Origin of the sequence: Paracidovorax cattleyae, assembly GCF_900104515.1 — a bacterium.
Taxonomy (GTDB): Bacteria; Pseudomonadota; Gammaproteobacteria; order Burkholderiales; family Burkholderiaceae_C; genus Paracidovorax; species Paracidovorax cattleyae.
The window spans coordinates 101112-115407 of record NZ_FNJL01000015.1 but is presented as its reverse complement, the minus strand read 5'-3'; the positions used below and the strand labels follow the sequence as shown (position 1 = coordinate 115407).

At 67.1% G+C, this 14296-nt stretch carries 10 protein-coding genes; 8 read left to right on the top strand and 2 right to left on the bottom strand.

Going from position 1 to position 14296, the window contains the following annotated elements; genetic code table 11:
* Positions 1 to 43 precede the first annotated feature (43 nt).
* From BLR05_RS14080 to BLR05_RS14060, 5 genes are all read left to right on the top strand, one after another.
* Entirely contained in the window at positions 44 to 1429 is a 1386-nt protein-coding gene (locus BLR05_RS14080; protein ID WP_092835222.1) for a TolC family protein, read from the top strand.
* A 71-nt stretch (positions 1430 to 1500) separates the two neighbouring features.
* Positions 1501 to 2712 (top strand): efflux RND transporter periplasmic adaptor subunit, encoded by a 1212-nt coding sequence (locus BLR05_RS14075; RefSeq protein WP_092835220.1) that lies wholly within the window; start codon positions 1501 to 1503, stop codon positions 2710 to 2712.
* Positions 2709 to 5795, top strand: a complete 3087-nt coding sequence (locus BLR05_RS14070) for an efflux RND transporter permease subunit (protein ID WP_092835218.1) — start codon at positions 2709 to 2711, stop codon at positions 5793 to 5795. Before BLR05_RS14075 ends, BLR05_RS14070 begins: the two co-directional genes overlap by 4 nt.
* Positions 5796 to 5988: 193 nt before the next feature.
* Positions 5989 to 6525: a type VI secretion system amidase effector protein Tae4 gene (locus tag BLR05_RS14065; RefSeq protein WP_225979041.1), complete on the top strand. Its 537-nt coding sequence runs from the start codon at positions 5989 to 5991 to the stop codon at positions 6523 to 6525.
* A gap of 199 nt (positions 6526 to 6724) precedes the next feature.
* Positions 6725 to 7201: a lysozyme inhibitor LprI family protein gene (locus BLR05_RS14060; protein WP_092835214.1), complete on the top strand. Its 477-nt coding sequence runs from the start codon at positions 6725 to 6727 to the stop codon at positions 7199 to 7201.
* Between the two features lie 425 nt (positions 7202 to 7626).
* On the opposite strand, the gene BLR05_RS14055 is transcribed toward BLR05_RS14060, so the two are convergent.
* Positions 7627 to 9291: a methyl-accepting chemotaxis protein gene (locus BLR05_RS14055; protein ID WP_092835212.1), complete on the bottom strand. Its 1665-nt coding sequence runs from the start codon at positions 9289 to 9291 to the stop codon at positions 7627 to 7629.
* A gap of 103 nt (positions 9292 to 9394) precedes the next feature.
* Complete coding sequence (locus tag BLR05_RS14050) at positions 9395 to 11683, bottom strand: heavy metal translocating P-type ATPase (RefSeq protein WP_092835210.1); 2289 nt, start codon at positions 11681 to 11683, stop codon at positions 9395 to 9397.
* A gap of 140 nt (positions 11684 to 11823) precedes the next feature.
* On the opposite strand from BLR05_RS14050, the gene BLR05_RS14045 reads away from it, so the two are divergent.
* The 3 genes from BLR05_RS14045 to BLR05_RS14035 all read left to right on the top strand — a co-directional run bounded on the left by BLR05_RS14045 (position 11824) and on the right by BLR05_RS14035 (position 14276).
* Positions 11824 to 12021 (top strand): heavy-metal-associated domain-containing protein, encoded by a 198-nt coding sequence (locus BLR05_RS14045; RefSeq protein ID WP_092835208.1) that lies wholly within the window; start codon positions 11824 to 11826, stop codon positions 12019 to 12021.
* Positions 12018 to 12509: a Cu(I)-responsive transcriptional regulator gene (cueR, locus tag BLR05_RS14040; protein WP_225979038.1), complete on the top strand. Its 492-nt coding sequence runs from the start codon at positions 12018 to 12020 to the stop codon at positions 12507 to 12509. Before BLR05_RS14045 ends, cueR begins: the two co-directional genes overlap by 4 nt.
* Before the next feature lie 105 nt (positions 12510 to 12614).
* A complete protein-coding gene (locus BLR05_RS14035; RefSeq protein ID WP_092835204.1) occupies positions 12615 to 14276 on the top strand; it encodes an RNA/DNA-binding domain-containing protein in 1662 nt (553 codons plus the stop codon).
* Positions 14277 to 14296: the final 20 nt, after the last annotated feature.

Below are 14296 nucleotides of genomic sequence, written 5' to 3'. Positions count from 1 at the left end.
CCAGGTCAGGCAGTGGTCAGGCTCGCACGCCGATAAACAGGCCATGCGCTCCAATCCCCCCTCCCTTTCCCTCCGCAGCGGCGCCGCGCTGCGGATCGCCGCCGGCCTCCTGGCCTGCGGCGGCGCCTGGCTGGCCGGGCCGCACCCCGCCCAGGCCCAGGCCACGGCGGCCATGCCCGCGCCCTCGCAGCCCGTCCCTGCGCCCGCCATGGCGGCCGCCCCGCGCGGCACCGGCTGGACGCTGTCCCAGGCCCTGGCCGCCGCCCGTGACAACAGCGAAGTCAACCAGGCCCGGCAGGAACTGGCCGGCGCGCGAGCCGACGTGCTCAGCGCCGACCACGCGCCCCTGCCCAACCTGGTCACCAAGGCCGCCTCCATCGACCTGCAGCACGGCCCCGGGCCGGGCAACGTGTTCACGCGCAAGCGCATCGACAAGTCCATCGGCATCGACTGGACCTGGGAGCGCGGCGACAAGCGCGCGCTGCGCAAGAAAGCGGCCGAAAGCACGGCCAATGCCGCCGAAGCCGACGTGGAAGACACCCAGGTCCAGCAGTTGCAGGCGGCCCTCTCGGCCTACTACGACCTGCTGGCCGCGCAGGACCGCCTCGCCGAGGTGACCGCCATCGAGCGCAGCCTGGCCGACGTGGCCGGCATGGCCGACCGCCGCGTGAAGGCGGGCGATCTCTCGGTGCAGGACGCCTCGCGCACCCGCATCGAAGCCGAGCGTGCCCGTGCCGACACCCGTGCGGCCGAGCAGGCCCAGGGCGACGCCGCACTGGCGCTGGCCCAGGTCACGGGCAGCACCGGCAGCCGCCTGCAGGCCGTGGACACCCCCTGGCCCACCCTGGCCGGCGACCCGCCCGCCACCGACGCCGACCTGGCCGCATGGGCCGAAACCCGCGCCGACGTGCGCGCCGCCCTGGCCCGCGCCCAGGCCGCACAGGCGTCGCTGGACGGCGCCAACGCGCTGCGCAAGTCCGACTGGACGGTGGGCACCTCCATCGACCACTTCCCCGGCACCTCCACCCGCCAGGTCGAGCTGCGGCTGCAGATGCCGCTGCAGTGGGGCTACCAGTACCAGGGCGAAATCGGCCGCGCCCAGGCCGACTATGCCAAGGCCCAGGATGCGCTGGACAACACGCGCCGCCTGGCCCTGCTGGACCTGCAGCGCCTGCGCCAGACGCAGGAAAGCGCCGCCCGCCGTGCCGCCGACTATGACCAGGGCGTGCTGCCCCGCGCGCGCCAGGTGGCCGACAGCGCCGAGCTGGCCTACCGCAAGGGCGCCATCGCCCTCACCGACCTGCTGGACGCCCAGCGCACCCTTCGCGCCACGCTGCTGGACGCGCTGGCCGCCCGTGCCGACTACGCCAAGGCGCGTGGCGCCTGGCTGCTGCGCACGCGCCCGCAACTGCTCACCGGCATGCCATGACCACGGCGTGAACGCCGCGCCACGGCCCTGCATCCCGCCTTCCACCGCATTCCTTTCCGGACCTCCCGACCATGATGGCTCCCCTCCTCTCCCTTCCCGCGCGGCGTCTCTCCGCGCGCGGCCTGCTGGCCCTGGCCGCGCTCGGCGCCGCCTGCGCGCTGCTGCCCGGCTGCGGCAAGTCCGGCGCGGAAGCCACCGCCACGCCGGCAGAACCCGCCCCGCCCGTGATGCAGGCCGGCCAGCTGCGCTTTCCGTCCGGACATCCGCAGCTCGCCCTGCTGGGCACCGTGGAGGCCCGCGCCGCCAAGGACGTGGCGGTGGACCTGCCCGCCCGCCTGGTGTGGAACGAAGAGCGCACCCAGCGCATCTACCCCGCCTTCGCCGGCCGCGTGACCACCATCCAGGCCGATCTCGGCCAGTCGGTCAAGGCCGGCGCGCCGCTCGCGTTGCTGGCCTCGCCCGACTTCGGCCAGGCCCAGGCCGACACCGCCAAGGCGCAGGCCGGCCAGTCGCTGGCGCAGCAATCGCTCAAGCGCCAGCGCGAGCTGTTCGAGGCCGGCATCATCGCCCGCAAGGATCTGGAGCAGGCCGAGGCAGATGCCGCCGGAGCCCAGGCCGAGGTGGCCCGCGCGGCGGCCCGCACACGCCTCTACGGCAGCGCCAGCGGCGTGAACCAGCAACTGGCCCTCTCCACCGGCATCGGCGGCGTGGTGGTCGAGCGCAACCTCAACCCCGGACAGGAAGTGCGCCCGGACCAATCCGGCCCCGCGCTCTTCGTGGTGACCGATCCGACCTCCCTCTGGGTGCAGATCGACGCGCGCGAGACCGACCTCTCCTCGCTGCGCCCCGGCGACCCGATCACGCTGCAGGTGCCGGCCTATCCCGGCGCCACCTTCACCGGCAAGGTCACGGCCACGGCCGATGCCATCGATCCCGGCACGCGCACGATCAAGGTGCGGGGCGTAGTGCCCAATGCCGACCGCCGCCTGAAGGCCGAGATGCTGGCCACCGCCCGCGTGCAGGAAAGCCGCGCCGGCGGCGTGGTCGTGCCTGCCAGCGCCATCGTGCTGGACGGAACGCGGCACATCGTCTTCGTGCGCCGCGAGTCCGGCGTGTTCGAGCCGCGCAAGGTCGAACTCGCCCATGAAGGCCCGGCCGAGGTGCTCGTCGCCGCCGGCCTGCAGCCCGGCGAAGCCGTGGTGAACCAGAACGCCCTGCTGCTGGCGCGCCAGTTCCAGTCCATGGCCGAAGACACCGCCACCGTGAAGAAAGAGACCCCATGAAGCGTCTCATCCACTACGCCCTGCACCAGCCCCTGTTCATCGTCCTGGGCGTGCTGCTGTTCGCGCTCGCGGGCGTGATCGCCTTCAAGAACCTGTCCGTGGAAGCCTTCCCGGACGTCACCGACACCCAGGTCACCGTGATCGCGCTCTTCCCCGGCCGCGCGCCGGAAGAAGTGGAAAAGCAGGTCACGCTGCCCATCGAGACGGCGCTGGCCGGCCTGCCCAACTCCATCCGCGTGTTCTCGCACACGCAGTTCGGGCTCTCGTTCACCGTGGTCACGTACGACGACGCGGCCAACGTGAATATCGTGCGCCAGCAGGTGGCGGAGCGGCTTTCGACCGTCGATCTGCCTCAGGGCGTGCAGGCCGAGATCGCGCCCAACGCCACGCCGGTGGGCGAAATCATGCGCTACCGCCTCAAGGGCGACGGCCTCACCACCACCGAGATCCGCACCCTCGAGGACTGGACCGTGGAGCGCGCCCTTCGGCAGGTGCCCGGCGTGGCCGACGTCGTGGCCATGGGCGGCGCCATCAAGCAATACGAAGTGCAGCCCGACATGGACAAGCTGCGCGCGTACAAGGTGAGCTTCCAGAACCTGCTGGACGTGCTGGGCCGCGGCAACGCCAATGCCGGCGGCAGCTACGTGGCCCAGGGTGCACAGCAGTACACCATCCGCGGCCTGGGGCTGCTGCGTTCGGCCGAGGACATCGGCCGCATCGTCGTGGCCTCGCGGGGCGGCACGCCCGTGCTGATCCGCGATATCGCCCAGGTGCGCATCGGCGCCGTGCCCCAGCTGGGCGTGGTGGGCCAGGACCTGGACGACGACATCGTCACCGGCATCGTGGTCATGCGCAAAGGCGAGAACCCGAGCGTGGTGCTCAAGGGCGTGAAGGACAAGATCGCCCAGCTGAACGAGCGCGGCCTGCCGCCGGGCGTGCAGATCGTGCCCTTCTACGACCGCACCTGGCTGATGGACAAGACCCTCACCACCGTCTTCCACAACCTGGTGGAAGGCGCGCTGCTGGTGTCGCTGGTGCTCTACATCTTCCTGTCGAACCTGCGCGCCAGCCTGGCCGTGGTGGTCATCATCCCGCTCGCCCTGCTCTCCACCTTCATGGGCCTGAAGATCATGGGCGTGCCGGCCAACCTGCTGAGCCTGGGCGCGATGGACTTCGGCATCATCGTGGATGGTGCGGTGATCGTGATCGAGAACATCATGCACCGCCTGGCCGAGCGCGGAGAGGACATGGACGACCGCGACCGGCGCGACACCATCATCGAGGCCGCCGGCGAAGTGGGCCGGCCGACCCTGTTCTCGATGCTCATCATCATCGCGGCGCACATCCCCATCTTCGCACTGCAGCGCCACGAAGGCCGCATCTTCCAGCCCATGGCGCTGTCGGTCACCACCGCCCTCATCGGCTCGCTGATCTTCTCGCTCACGCTGGTGCCGCTGCTGGCCTACTGGCTGCTGCGCCGCAAGCTGCCGCACGGCGACAACCGCGTGGTCACGCGCGCCAAGAGCCTGTATGCGCCGGTGCTGGACTGGGCGCTGGAGCGCCGCCGCACCGTCGTCGTCATCGCGCTGGCCGTGTTCGGCGTAGCCATGGTGGCCGCCTCGCGCCTGGGCTCGGAATTCCTGCCCGAGCTCGACGAAGGCACCACCTGGGTGAACTTCAGCCTCTCGCCCAACGTCTCGACCGCAGAGGCCTCGCGCATCCTGCGCATGGCACGCAAGGCCCTGCTGTCGGTGCCCGAGGTGCGCACCACCGTCTCCAAGGCCGGCCAGCCCGAGGACGGCACCGATCCCAAGACCATCTCCATGGCCGAGATCTTTGTCGACCTGAAGCCCGAGGACCAGTGGCGCGCCGGCATGACGCGCGCGAAGATCACCGAGGAAATGGGCCGCGCGCTTTCCGCCATCCCCGGCATCGACCCGGCGTTCTCCCAGCCCATCCGCGACAACGTGCTCGAATCGATCTCGCAGATCAAGGGCCAGATCGTCATCAAGCTGGCCGGCGACGACCTGGCCGAGATGAAGCGCATCACGGAGGAAATCGCCCGCGAGGTCAAGCAGGTACAGGGCGTGGCCCGTGCCGAGATCGACCGCGAGGGCCAGGTGCCGCAGTTGCTGATCGACATCGACCGCGACCGCGCCGCGCGCTACGGCCTGAACGTGAGCGACATCCAGGACGTGATCGAGGCCGCCCTGGCCGGCAAGGCCGCCACCAACCTGTGGGAAGGCGAGCGCAAGTTCGCCGTGGCCGTGCGCCTGCCGTCGGACGAGCGCACCATCGCCAACCTGCCGCGCACGCCCATCGCCACGCCGGACGGCGGCTACGTGCAGCTGGGCGACGTCGCGAAGATCCGCGAAAGCTCGGGCGCCATGAACATCGCCCGCGAGGCCGGCCGCCGCACCACGGCCATCGGCATCTTCATCGCAGGGCGCGACATGGGCTCCGTCGTGGCCGACATGAAGTCCCGCGTCGAGAAGAACGTGAAGATCCCCGAAAACTACCAGGTGAACTGGTCGGGCGAATTCGAGAACCAGGAACGCGCCATGAAGCGCCTCTCGGTGGTCGTGCCCATCTCGCTGCTGCTGATCTTCGTGCTGCTGTTCGACGCCTTCAAGTCCGTCAAGATGGCATCGCTCATCCTGCTGAACGTGCCCCTGGCGCTCATCGGCGGCTTCGTGGCGCTCTGGGGCTTCGGCATCGCGCTGTCGGTGTCGGCCGCCATCGGCTTCATCGCGCTCTCGGGCCAGGCCGTGCTCAATGGCGTGGTGATGCTGTCGGTGTTCCAGCAACTGCAGGCCGGCGGCATGGGCGTGGTGGAGGCCGTGCGCCAGGGCTCCATGCAGCGCCTGCGCACCGTGCTGATGACCGCCATGCTCGCCATGCTGGGCCTGCTGCCCATGGCCCTCTCGCACGAGATCGGCTCGGAAACGCAGCGCCCCCTGGCCATCGTGGTGATCGGCGGACTGGTGACGGCCACGATGCTCACGCTGGTGGTGCTGCCGGCGCTGTATGTGGCGTGGTTCGGACCGAAGAAGGGGCAGGAAGAGCCCGACGTGCCCGCATAAGACCAGTCACTGGCATGGAAGGCCTGTCGCGCGGATGTGGCGTCCGCGAGGCAGGCCTTTTTTCTTGCCGGTGAACATGGCTCCTCACTGCTTATGCGATGCATGAATGAAAGTTACGTGATTTCAAGGTGCGTTCACGTTACCGTCGCCCTTTCTTGGATGCCCCTGTTCATGTGAACCAGAGGTTCACAGCATGGCATTGGGAGATGCCTGCAATCTCTATGAATCGGAGGGCTCGAAAATGGTGACATTTTCACAACTATGGAAAAATCATCCGAATGTTAGGAGGGATGACCCCTTGCTTGACAAAACGGTTTACGAAAATCAATGTGCTATTAATATGTCGGCAGCGCTCATAAGGGCTGGTGTGGACATGAGGACCTATCGTGGTACTTGGTCTTGGCAAAAAGACCATCCCAAATATGCCATCAGAGCGGAAGAGCTTGCCAATTGGCTTGCAGGTGGGGCGTCTCGCCTGCCATCGAAGCTGACGAAATACAGTGGCGAAGAGGCCTCAAATGCCTTTGAAAAAATTGATCATAGAAAAGGAATCATCTTTTTTAAAGACTATTACGGTCCAGGAATGACGGGTGATCATATCGATTTATACAATGGAAGCAGAATGACAGAAGTTTCTTCCTGGCTCCGTATTCATGCAAGAATATCCTGGAGTGGCGTCTGGAGCAACTTTAGGGAAGCGAAATCGATCTGGTTCTGGGAGCTGCCATGAAACGATTTTTATATTCATTATTTGGTGCAATTTTCGGAAGTCTGCTATCTTATTTTTTGGCAGACATATTTACCCGTTGGTATGGTCCGCGTTATATAAAATCCGATTCCGACATTAATGATATATACATTATTTGCCTAGCATTCATGGCACTCTGCTTCATTATCGGTGCAATAGTTGGTTTTCGTCGGGGAAGCAAATGATCCTGACCACACTCTCAATCACCGTCGTCGTAGGAAATTTTCAAAAGCTTCTTATTACTCTCGCACTCCTGCTTTCCCTTAACGCAATTGCAGCCTCGTCAGGCCTTCGAGATGGCGAGAGCGCTTTGCGCGAAGCATGCAGCGCCTACTCCCAAGCGGAGATGCATGATTGCCTGTCAAAAAAGGCATCGGACAGCAATGATGATTTACGACAGTCAAGAAACAATGCAATCATCGCCCTTTCCAAATGGGATGAAGATAGCAAATACACCAGCCGAGCCAAGTCCGAATTGGCTGCGTCCGACAGTGAGTTCGATAAATACCGCGATGCGCACTGCAAATTTCAGGCATCACTGAGCGGAGGAGGCGCCGGTAATTCTCACGAAATCCTGCGTCTGGCATGCATTGCAGAACTCAACACCGTCCGGGCGCGCCAACTGCGCGATGCCATAGCGGATCTTCCTCTGAAGTAATTAATTCGCGATTACATGCCGGCTCAAAATCAGTCCAGCTGGCTTGGCGTTGCCATGAGAAACGTTCTCCATCTCTTTTTAGGATCAGCCTGCGGCATGGTTTCGGCTGTACTGCTTTTCGCAGCTTACGGATTGCTGTTCGCTTCACCGCATGGGCTCGGCGAGGGGCAAGCGGGCTTTTTGACACGAATCCTTTTCCTCGGCGTGGTGCCGACCGGCATCGTGCTGGGGGCTGCTGCAGGGGTCCGATGGGCAAACTCCCGCGGTCGTCCCACGAAACAATGACCCCCGATGCGCCTATCCCCGCAGTCATGGCAATTTCCGTGGCCCTTGGCGCAGTACTGGGATACCGCCGGGGACGCGAAAAGACCGCACCATCCTGCGGCTGAGGCGGGGAACGGGCCTAACCCCCCGCCTCCCTTCCATCAAGCCGACAGCAACGCCGTCCGGCCACCGGCCGGCAGCACCGCCGCATCGCCATAGGCGCCGGAACCGGGTGCGGCCGTGGCACGGTGCGCCACCGCGGCATCGTCCAGGTGGAACTGCTGCACCACCTGCGACAAGCGCGCCGCCTGCTCGCGCAGCGATTCCGCGGCCGCGGCGGACTGCTCCACCAGCGCGGCATTCTGCTGGGTCATGCGGTCGATCTCGCCCACGGAGCCATTGACCTGCCCGATGCCGGAAGACTGCTCGGCGGCGGCGGAGTTGATCTCGCCGATGATGTCCGAGACACGCTGCACGCTCTCCACGATCTCCTTCATGGCGGAGCCCGCATCCTCCACGTGGCGCACGCCGCCGTCCACGGCCGCCACGCTGGAGCCGATGAGGCCCTTGATCTCGCTCGCGGCCTGGGCGCTGCGCTGCGCGAGGCTGCGCACCTCTCCGGCCACCACGGCGAAGCCGCGGCCCTGCTCGCCGGCCCGGGCGGCCTCCACGGCCGCATTCAGCGCCAGGATGTTGGTCTGGAACGCGATGGAGTCGATGAGCCCGATGATGTCGCCGATCTTGCGGCTGGAGGCCGAGATCTCGTGCATGCTGGCCACGGCCTGCTGCACCACGGCGCCGCCCCGCGTGGCGATGCCCGATGCGGAGGCGACGAGCTGGTTGGCCACCTGCGAGGAGGAGGCCGTCTGCTGCACCGTGGACGTGAGCTGCGACAGCGAGGCCACCGCCTCCTGCGCGTTGCTGGCGGTCTGCTCCGTGCGCGAGGACAGGTCCTGGTTGCCCGAGGCGATCTCCTGGCTGGCCGTGGCGATGCTGCCGCTCGCATCGCGCACCTGCGACACCAGCGCGCCCAGCCCCTGCTGCATGCCCTGCAGCGAACGCTGCAGGTCGGCCACCTCGTCGCGGCCCTCCACATGCATGCGCTGCGACAGGTCGCCGCCGGCGATGGCCTGGGCCATGCGGCGCGCCTCCACCAGCGGGCGGCAGATGGAATTCATGTTCAGCAGCGTGAGCGGCACCACCACCGCCACGGTGATCACCACCGCCAGGGCAAACAGCCACTTGGTCTGCTCGGACACGGACTGCTGGCGCGCGGTCACCTCCGCCACTTCATTGCGCAGTTCGCTGTCCAGTTGGGAAAGCAGCTTGTCGGCCTCGGCGAATTCCGCCACGGCCTTGGTGCTCATGCGATTGGCGATGGTGGCGCTGTCATAGCCGCCGGCCTCAAGCTGGCGCGCGACGCTCGCGAACTGCGTGCGGTAGGCATCGAGCCGCTTCACGATGTCGGTGGCCAGCTCGTTGTCCTTGTCCTGCCCGCCGTCCTGGAAGCGCGCGGCGGCCTTCTTGGCACGGTCCAGGCTTTCCAGCCAGGCCGCATGCGACTTCTGCACACCCTCGGGCTTCTCGTACTGGATGATCATGTCCTTCTCGTGCTGGCGGATGTTGCCCATCTCGCCGCGCAGCTCGGCCATGGCGCTCACCTCCGAGAAGGAATGGCCGATGAACTCCTCGCTCATCGCGTGGATGCGGAACATGCCCAGCATGCCCGCACCGCCGAGCAGTCCCAGCAGACACAGTACGACGCCGATGGCCCCGAGCATGCGGACACGGATCGTGAACCCGCGCATGAGCGAATCGAATTTCATGATTGCCTTCCTCTAATCTCCCCAGCGCGTCGATGCGAGCCGGCTATGAATGAAACAAAACGTAGCTGAACCTCCTCCAAGCGTAACCGAAGCGATTGCTTTTCTAAAGGCGCCAGCGCTTCAACAGCAAGGCATTTGCCAGCACGCTCACCGAACTGAGAGCCATGGCCGCCCCGGCCACCACCGGGCTGAGGTAGCCCAGCGCGGCCAGCGGAATGCCCGCAGCGTTGTATGCGAACGCCCAGAACAGGTTCTGCCGGATCTTGACCACCGTGCGCCGGGATATGTCGATGGCAGCCGCCACCAGGGCCGGATCGCCACGCATGAGCGTGATGCCGGCCGCATGCATGGCCACGTCGGTGCCGTTGCCCATCGCGATGCCCACGTCGGCCGCTGCCAGCGCGGGCGCGTCGTTCACGCCATCGCCCACCATGGCCACGATGTTCCGGCCCGGCTCGCCAGGTGCCTGCGCACTGCCGCGTTGGAGTTGCGCCACGCGCTCGGCCTTGCCGCCCGGCAGCACTTCCGCCATCACTTCGCCCGCCTCGGGCCGCAGGCCCAGCCGCCGCGCCATCGCCTCGGCGGCTCCGCGGTTATCGCCCGACAGCATGGCCACCCGCAGCCCCCGCGCCCGCAGGGACTCGATCGCCGCGGCCGCGCCGGGCTTGGGCTCGTCACCGAAAGCCAGCACGGCGCGCACGGCATGGCCGCCGTCCGGCAGTTGTTCGGCCAGTGCAGACACCGTGGCACCCGCTTCCTGCAGCGCCCGCGCCCGCTCGTCCAGCGGTTGCGGCACCGCGGCGCCCAGTGCGGCCATCCAGCGCAGGCTGCCCATGCGCCAGAGCGTGCCCCCGGTCCGGCCCTCCACTCCCTGGCCCGGTACCGCGCCTGCGGCTTCCGCGGCCTCGGGCAGCGCCAGGCCCCGCTCGCGCGCGGCCTGCAGCGTGGCATGCGCCAGCGGATGCCCGCTGCCCGCCTGCAGCGCGGCAGCGGCCGCCAGCAGCCTCCGCGCGTCCTCCCCGGGCGCCACCTCGAACGCCTGCAGGCGGGGGCGGCCCAGCGTCAGCGTGCCCGTCTTGTCGAATGCGACGGTGTCCACGCCATGCGCCGCCTCGAGCGCCTCCGCATCCTTGATGAGGATGCCGTGCCGCGCGGCTGCGCCCGTGCCCGCCATGATCGCTGCCGGCGTGGCCAGGCCCAGCGCGCAGGGACACGCGATCACCAGCACTGCCACAGCATGGATGAGCGCCGCCTCCAGATCCGCGCCCGAGGCGAGCCATCCCAGCAGCGTGCACAGCGCCAGCGCCAGCACCACCGGCACGAACACGGCCGAGACCCGGTCCACCAGCCGCTGGATCGGCGCCTTGGCCGCCTGCGCATCCTCCACCAGGCGGATGATGCGCGCCAGCACCGTCTCAGCGCCCACGGCCGCCACCCGCATCACCACGCGGCCATCGCCGTTCACCGATCCGCCCGTCACCGCATCGCCCGGCCCGCGCGCCACCGGCAGCGGCTCGCCGGTCAGCATGGACTCGTCCACCTGCGTGTGCCCTTCGAGCACCGTGCCATCCACCGGCACGCGTTCGCCGGGGCGCACGGCGATGCGGTCCCCCGCCATCACCTCGGCCACGGGCAGGTCCACCTCGCCATCCGGGCCGATCCAGTGGGCGGCGTCCGGCCGGAGCGCATGCAGCGCGCGGATTGCCGCCGTGGTCTGCCGCTTGGCACGCGCCTCCAGCCACTTGCCCAGCAGCACCAGGGTGATGACCACGGCCGACGCCTCGAAATACAGGTGCGGCGCATGCCCCGCCCCGTGCCCGGACGCGAGCCAGAGCCACAGCGACAGGCCGTAGGCCGCGCTGGTGCCGATGGCCACCAGCAGGTCCATGTTGCCGGCGCGCGCGCGCAGCGCATGCCAGCCCGCGCGGTAGAAGCGTGCACCCAGCACGAACTGCACGGGCGTGGCCAGCAGCCACTGCAGCCAGGCCGGCGGCATCCAGTCCTGCCCCGCCAGGCCGCCGAGCATGGGCAATACCAGCGGCAACGACAGCGCGGTACCGGCGGCCACAGGCCCGAAGCCGGCCCAGGGCGAGGCCGCATCCGGCGGCTCCGGCGCATCCGCCGCGCGCGGCTCGTAGCCCGCATGGCGGACGGCACGGCGCAGCAGCCCGTCCATGGAAGCCGGCGCCCCGTCCGGCGCGACGGCATAGACCACATGCGCGCGCTCGGTGGCCAGGTTGACCTCGGCGCTGCGCACGCCCGGCACCTTGCGCAACGCGCGCTCCACACGGCCCGAGCAGCTCGCGCAGGTCATGCCGCCAATGCCCAGGTCCACGGACCGCTCCGCCAGGGCAGCCGCAGGGGCGGAAGAAGAATCAGGGGAAGCATCCATGCCGGCACCTTAACCCCTGACATCATGGCAAGGTCAAGGCCGGACCCGCATGCGGCCGGTGCTTGACTCTGCCACCATGTCAGGCTTCAAGATCCCGCCACACGTGCATTCATTCCACCGTTTTTGAAAAGGAGCCCACCATGCAACACAGCTTCCAGGTCCAGGGCATGACCTGCGGCCACTGCGAACGCGCCGTCGTCCACGCCGTGCGCAGCGTCGATACCGACGCCACCGTGCAGGTGGACCTGCCCACCGGCCGCGTACTGGTGGACAGCGACAGCCCCCGCGAGGCGCTGGCCGCCGCCATCACCGAAGAAGGCTACACCGTCGCCGCATGAGCGCGGCCCCCGGGCAATGCCGCGCCGGGCCCGCGGGCCCGCCATCCGGCGCGGTACAGGCTCCTCCTGCCACGGCGGCCGATGGTCCCGTGCCCATCGGCACGGCCGCTGCACGGGCGGGCGTCTCGCAGCGCATGGTCCGCCACTACGAGGCCCTCGGCCTGCTGCGGAACGTGGCGCGCACGGACAGCGGCTACCGCCAGTACACCGAGGCGGATGTCCACACCCTGCGTTTCATCCGCCGTGCGCGCGACCTGGGCTTCTCCATGGAGGAGATCGCCACCCTGCTCGGCCTCTGGCAGGACCAGCACCGCGCCAGCCGCGAGGTCAAGCGCATCGCCCAGTCCCACATCGACGACCTGGGCCGCCGCATCGCCGCCATGCAGGCGATGCAGCGCTCGCTGCAGCAACTGGTGGGCTGCTGCCAGGGGGATGGGCGGCCGGATTGCCCGATCCTGGATGACCTGGCTGGGGCTGCAGAGCGCTGAAACCGGCAAATTCAGCGGCTGACGCCGTATGTCGGTACGTACTCGTTCCATGTGGAGCATGCCACTGGAATCTCTAAACTCCACGGCATCACACCTGCCGTCGCCATGCCCACTTCTCTTGCCCAGCTCCAACAGTGGTTGCTCGAACCTGAAGGCCAACATCTCGAGTTCAAGGAAGCCAAGCAGCGCTACGACTTCGAAAAGCTTCTCAAGTACTGCGTGGCCCTGGCCAACGAAGGCGGCGGCACCATGGTGCTGGGCGTGACGGACAAGCGGCCTCGGCGCATAGTGGGCACGCAGTCTTTTGAAGACCCGGGCCGTACTGAGGCTGGTCTGCACCAGCGTCTGGGGCACCGCATTCCGGTGGAAGAGTTGCGCCTGCCAGAGGGGCGCGTGCTGTTGGTGCATGTGCCACCGCGTCTGCCTGGCACGGCCTGGAATGTGGATGGCAGTTACCTCAAGCGCGCGGGCGATGACTTGGTTCCACTGGCTGATCACGAGCTGAGAGTCATGTTTGCTGAAGGCGGACCCGACTTTTCAGCCCAGCCGTGCCAGGGCGCCACGCTGGCAGACCTGAACCCGGGATCCATAGCCCTCTTTCGTGAACGTTGGGCAAAGAAAAGTGGCGACCTGCGCAAGCACGACCTGAACGACCAACAGACCTTGCGCGATGCCGAACTACTGGTGGAGGGCGATCAGGTGAGCTATGCGGCGCTCATCCTGTTCGGTACGCGCGCAGGCCTCACGCGATGGTTGGCCCAGGCTGAGCTGGTGTTCGAATACCGCTCCTCTGAAGCGGCTGGACCTGCCGCCGACCGGGAGGAGTACCGCGCAGGTTTTTTCTCCTGGCAAGACGCACTGTGGAAAAAGATCAACCTGCGCAACGACCGGCAAAGCTACCAGGACGATTTCTTCCGCATGGATCTGCCCACCTTCGACGAAGTGCCAGTCCGCGAGGCCTTGCTGAACGCCGTGGCCCACCGAGACTATCGGCTGGGTGGCTCCATCTTCGTGCGCCAGTTCGCCAAGCGGCTGGAGGTGGTGAGTCCCGGTGGCTTGCCAGCGGGCATCACGCCCGAGAACATCATCGACCAGCAAAATCCGCGCAATCGCCGTCTGGCCGAGGCGCTTGCGCGCTGCGGGTTGATCGAACGCTCTGGCCAGGGCCTCAACCTGATGATGGAGAGCGCTGTGCGCCAAGGCAAGCCGCTGCCCAGTTTCGCGGGCACTGCTGCGCACGAGGTGCGGCTGACGCTGGAAGGCGGCGTGCGCAACCCGGCGTTCGTGCGGTTCATGGAGCGGCTGGGAGAGGAAAGATTGCGTAGCTTCTCAACGCTGGACTATCTGGCATTGGAGCGCCTTGAGCAGGATCGCGCTCTGACGCCCGAGTTGCAGGAACGCCTGCCCACCCTGGCAGAGGTGGGTGCGGTCGAGGTGATGGGACGGGGAAAGACCGCCAGATACATGCTGGCAGCTGCCTTGTATGCGACGTTGGGCAGCAAAGGCACCTATACCCGCAGACGGGGGTTGGACCGTGGAACCAACAAGGCTCTATTGCTGCAGCACCTCAAAGACCAAGGTGAGGCAGGCGCGCCGCTGAGCGAATTCCGCCAAGTGCTGCCATCGCTCACCATGAAAGCCGTGCAAAAGCTGCTGGATGAGCTCCGCAATGATGGTTCGATCGGCGTCGTCGGCCAAAGACGCTGGGCCCGTTGGTATCTGGCGGATGCAGCGGTGTTTAAACCAGGGTTTAACCCAAAGAGGTAAAGCATTGCTTTACTTCTAAA

Coding starts and splice junctions, on each gene's coding strand:
- BLR05_RS14035 (WP_092835204.1), top strand. CDS start 12,615: ATGCCCACTTCTCTTGCCCAGCTCCAACAGTGGTTGCTCGAACCTGAA.
- cueR (WP_225979038.1), top strand. CDS start 12,018: ATGAGCGCGGCCCCCGGGCAATGCCGCGCCGGGCCCGCGGGCCCGCCA.
- BLR05_RS14070 (WP_092835218.1), top strand. CDS start 2,709: ATGAAGCGTCTCATCCACTACGCCCTGCACCAGCCCCTGTTCATCGTC.
- BLR05_RS14075 (WP_092835220.1), top strand. CDS start 1,501: ATGATGGCTCCCCTCCTCTCCCTTCCCGCGCGGCGTCTCTCCGCGCGC.
- BLR05_RS14060 (WP_092835214.1), top strand. CDS start 6,725: ATGATCCTGACCACACTCTCAATCACCGTCGTCGTAGGAAATTTTCAA.
- BLR05_RS14050 (WP_092835210.1), bottom strand. CDS start 11,683: ATGGATGCTTCCCCTGATTCTTCTTCCGCCCCTGCGGCTGCCCTGGCG.
- BLR05_RS14065 (WP_225979041.1), top strand. CDS start 5,989: ATGGCATTGGGAGATGCCTGCAATCTCTATGAATCGGAGGGCTCGAAA.
- BLR05_RS14055 (WP_092835212.1), bottom strand. CDS start 9,291: ATGAAATTCGATTCGCTCATGCGCGGGTTCACGATCCGTGTCCGCATG.
- BLR05_RS14080 (WP_092835222.1), top strand. CDS start 44: ATGCGCTCCAATCCCCCCTCCCTTTCCCTCCGCAGCGGCGCCGCGCTG.
- BLR05_RS14045 (WP_092835208.1), top strand. CDS start 11,824: ATGCAACACAGCTTCCAGGTCCAGGGCATGACCTGCGGCCACTGCGAA.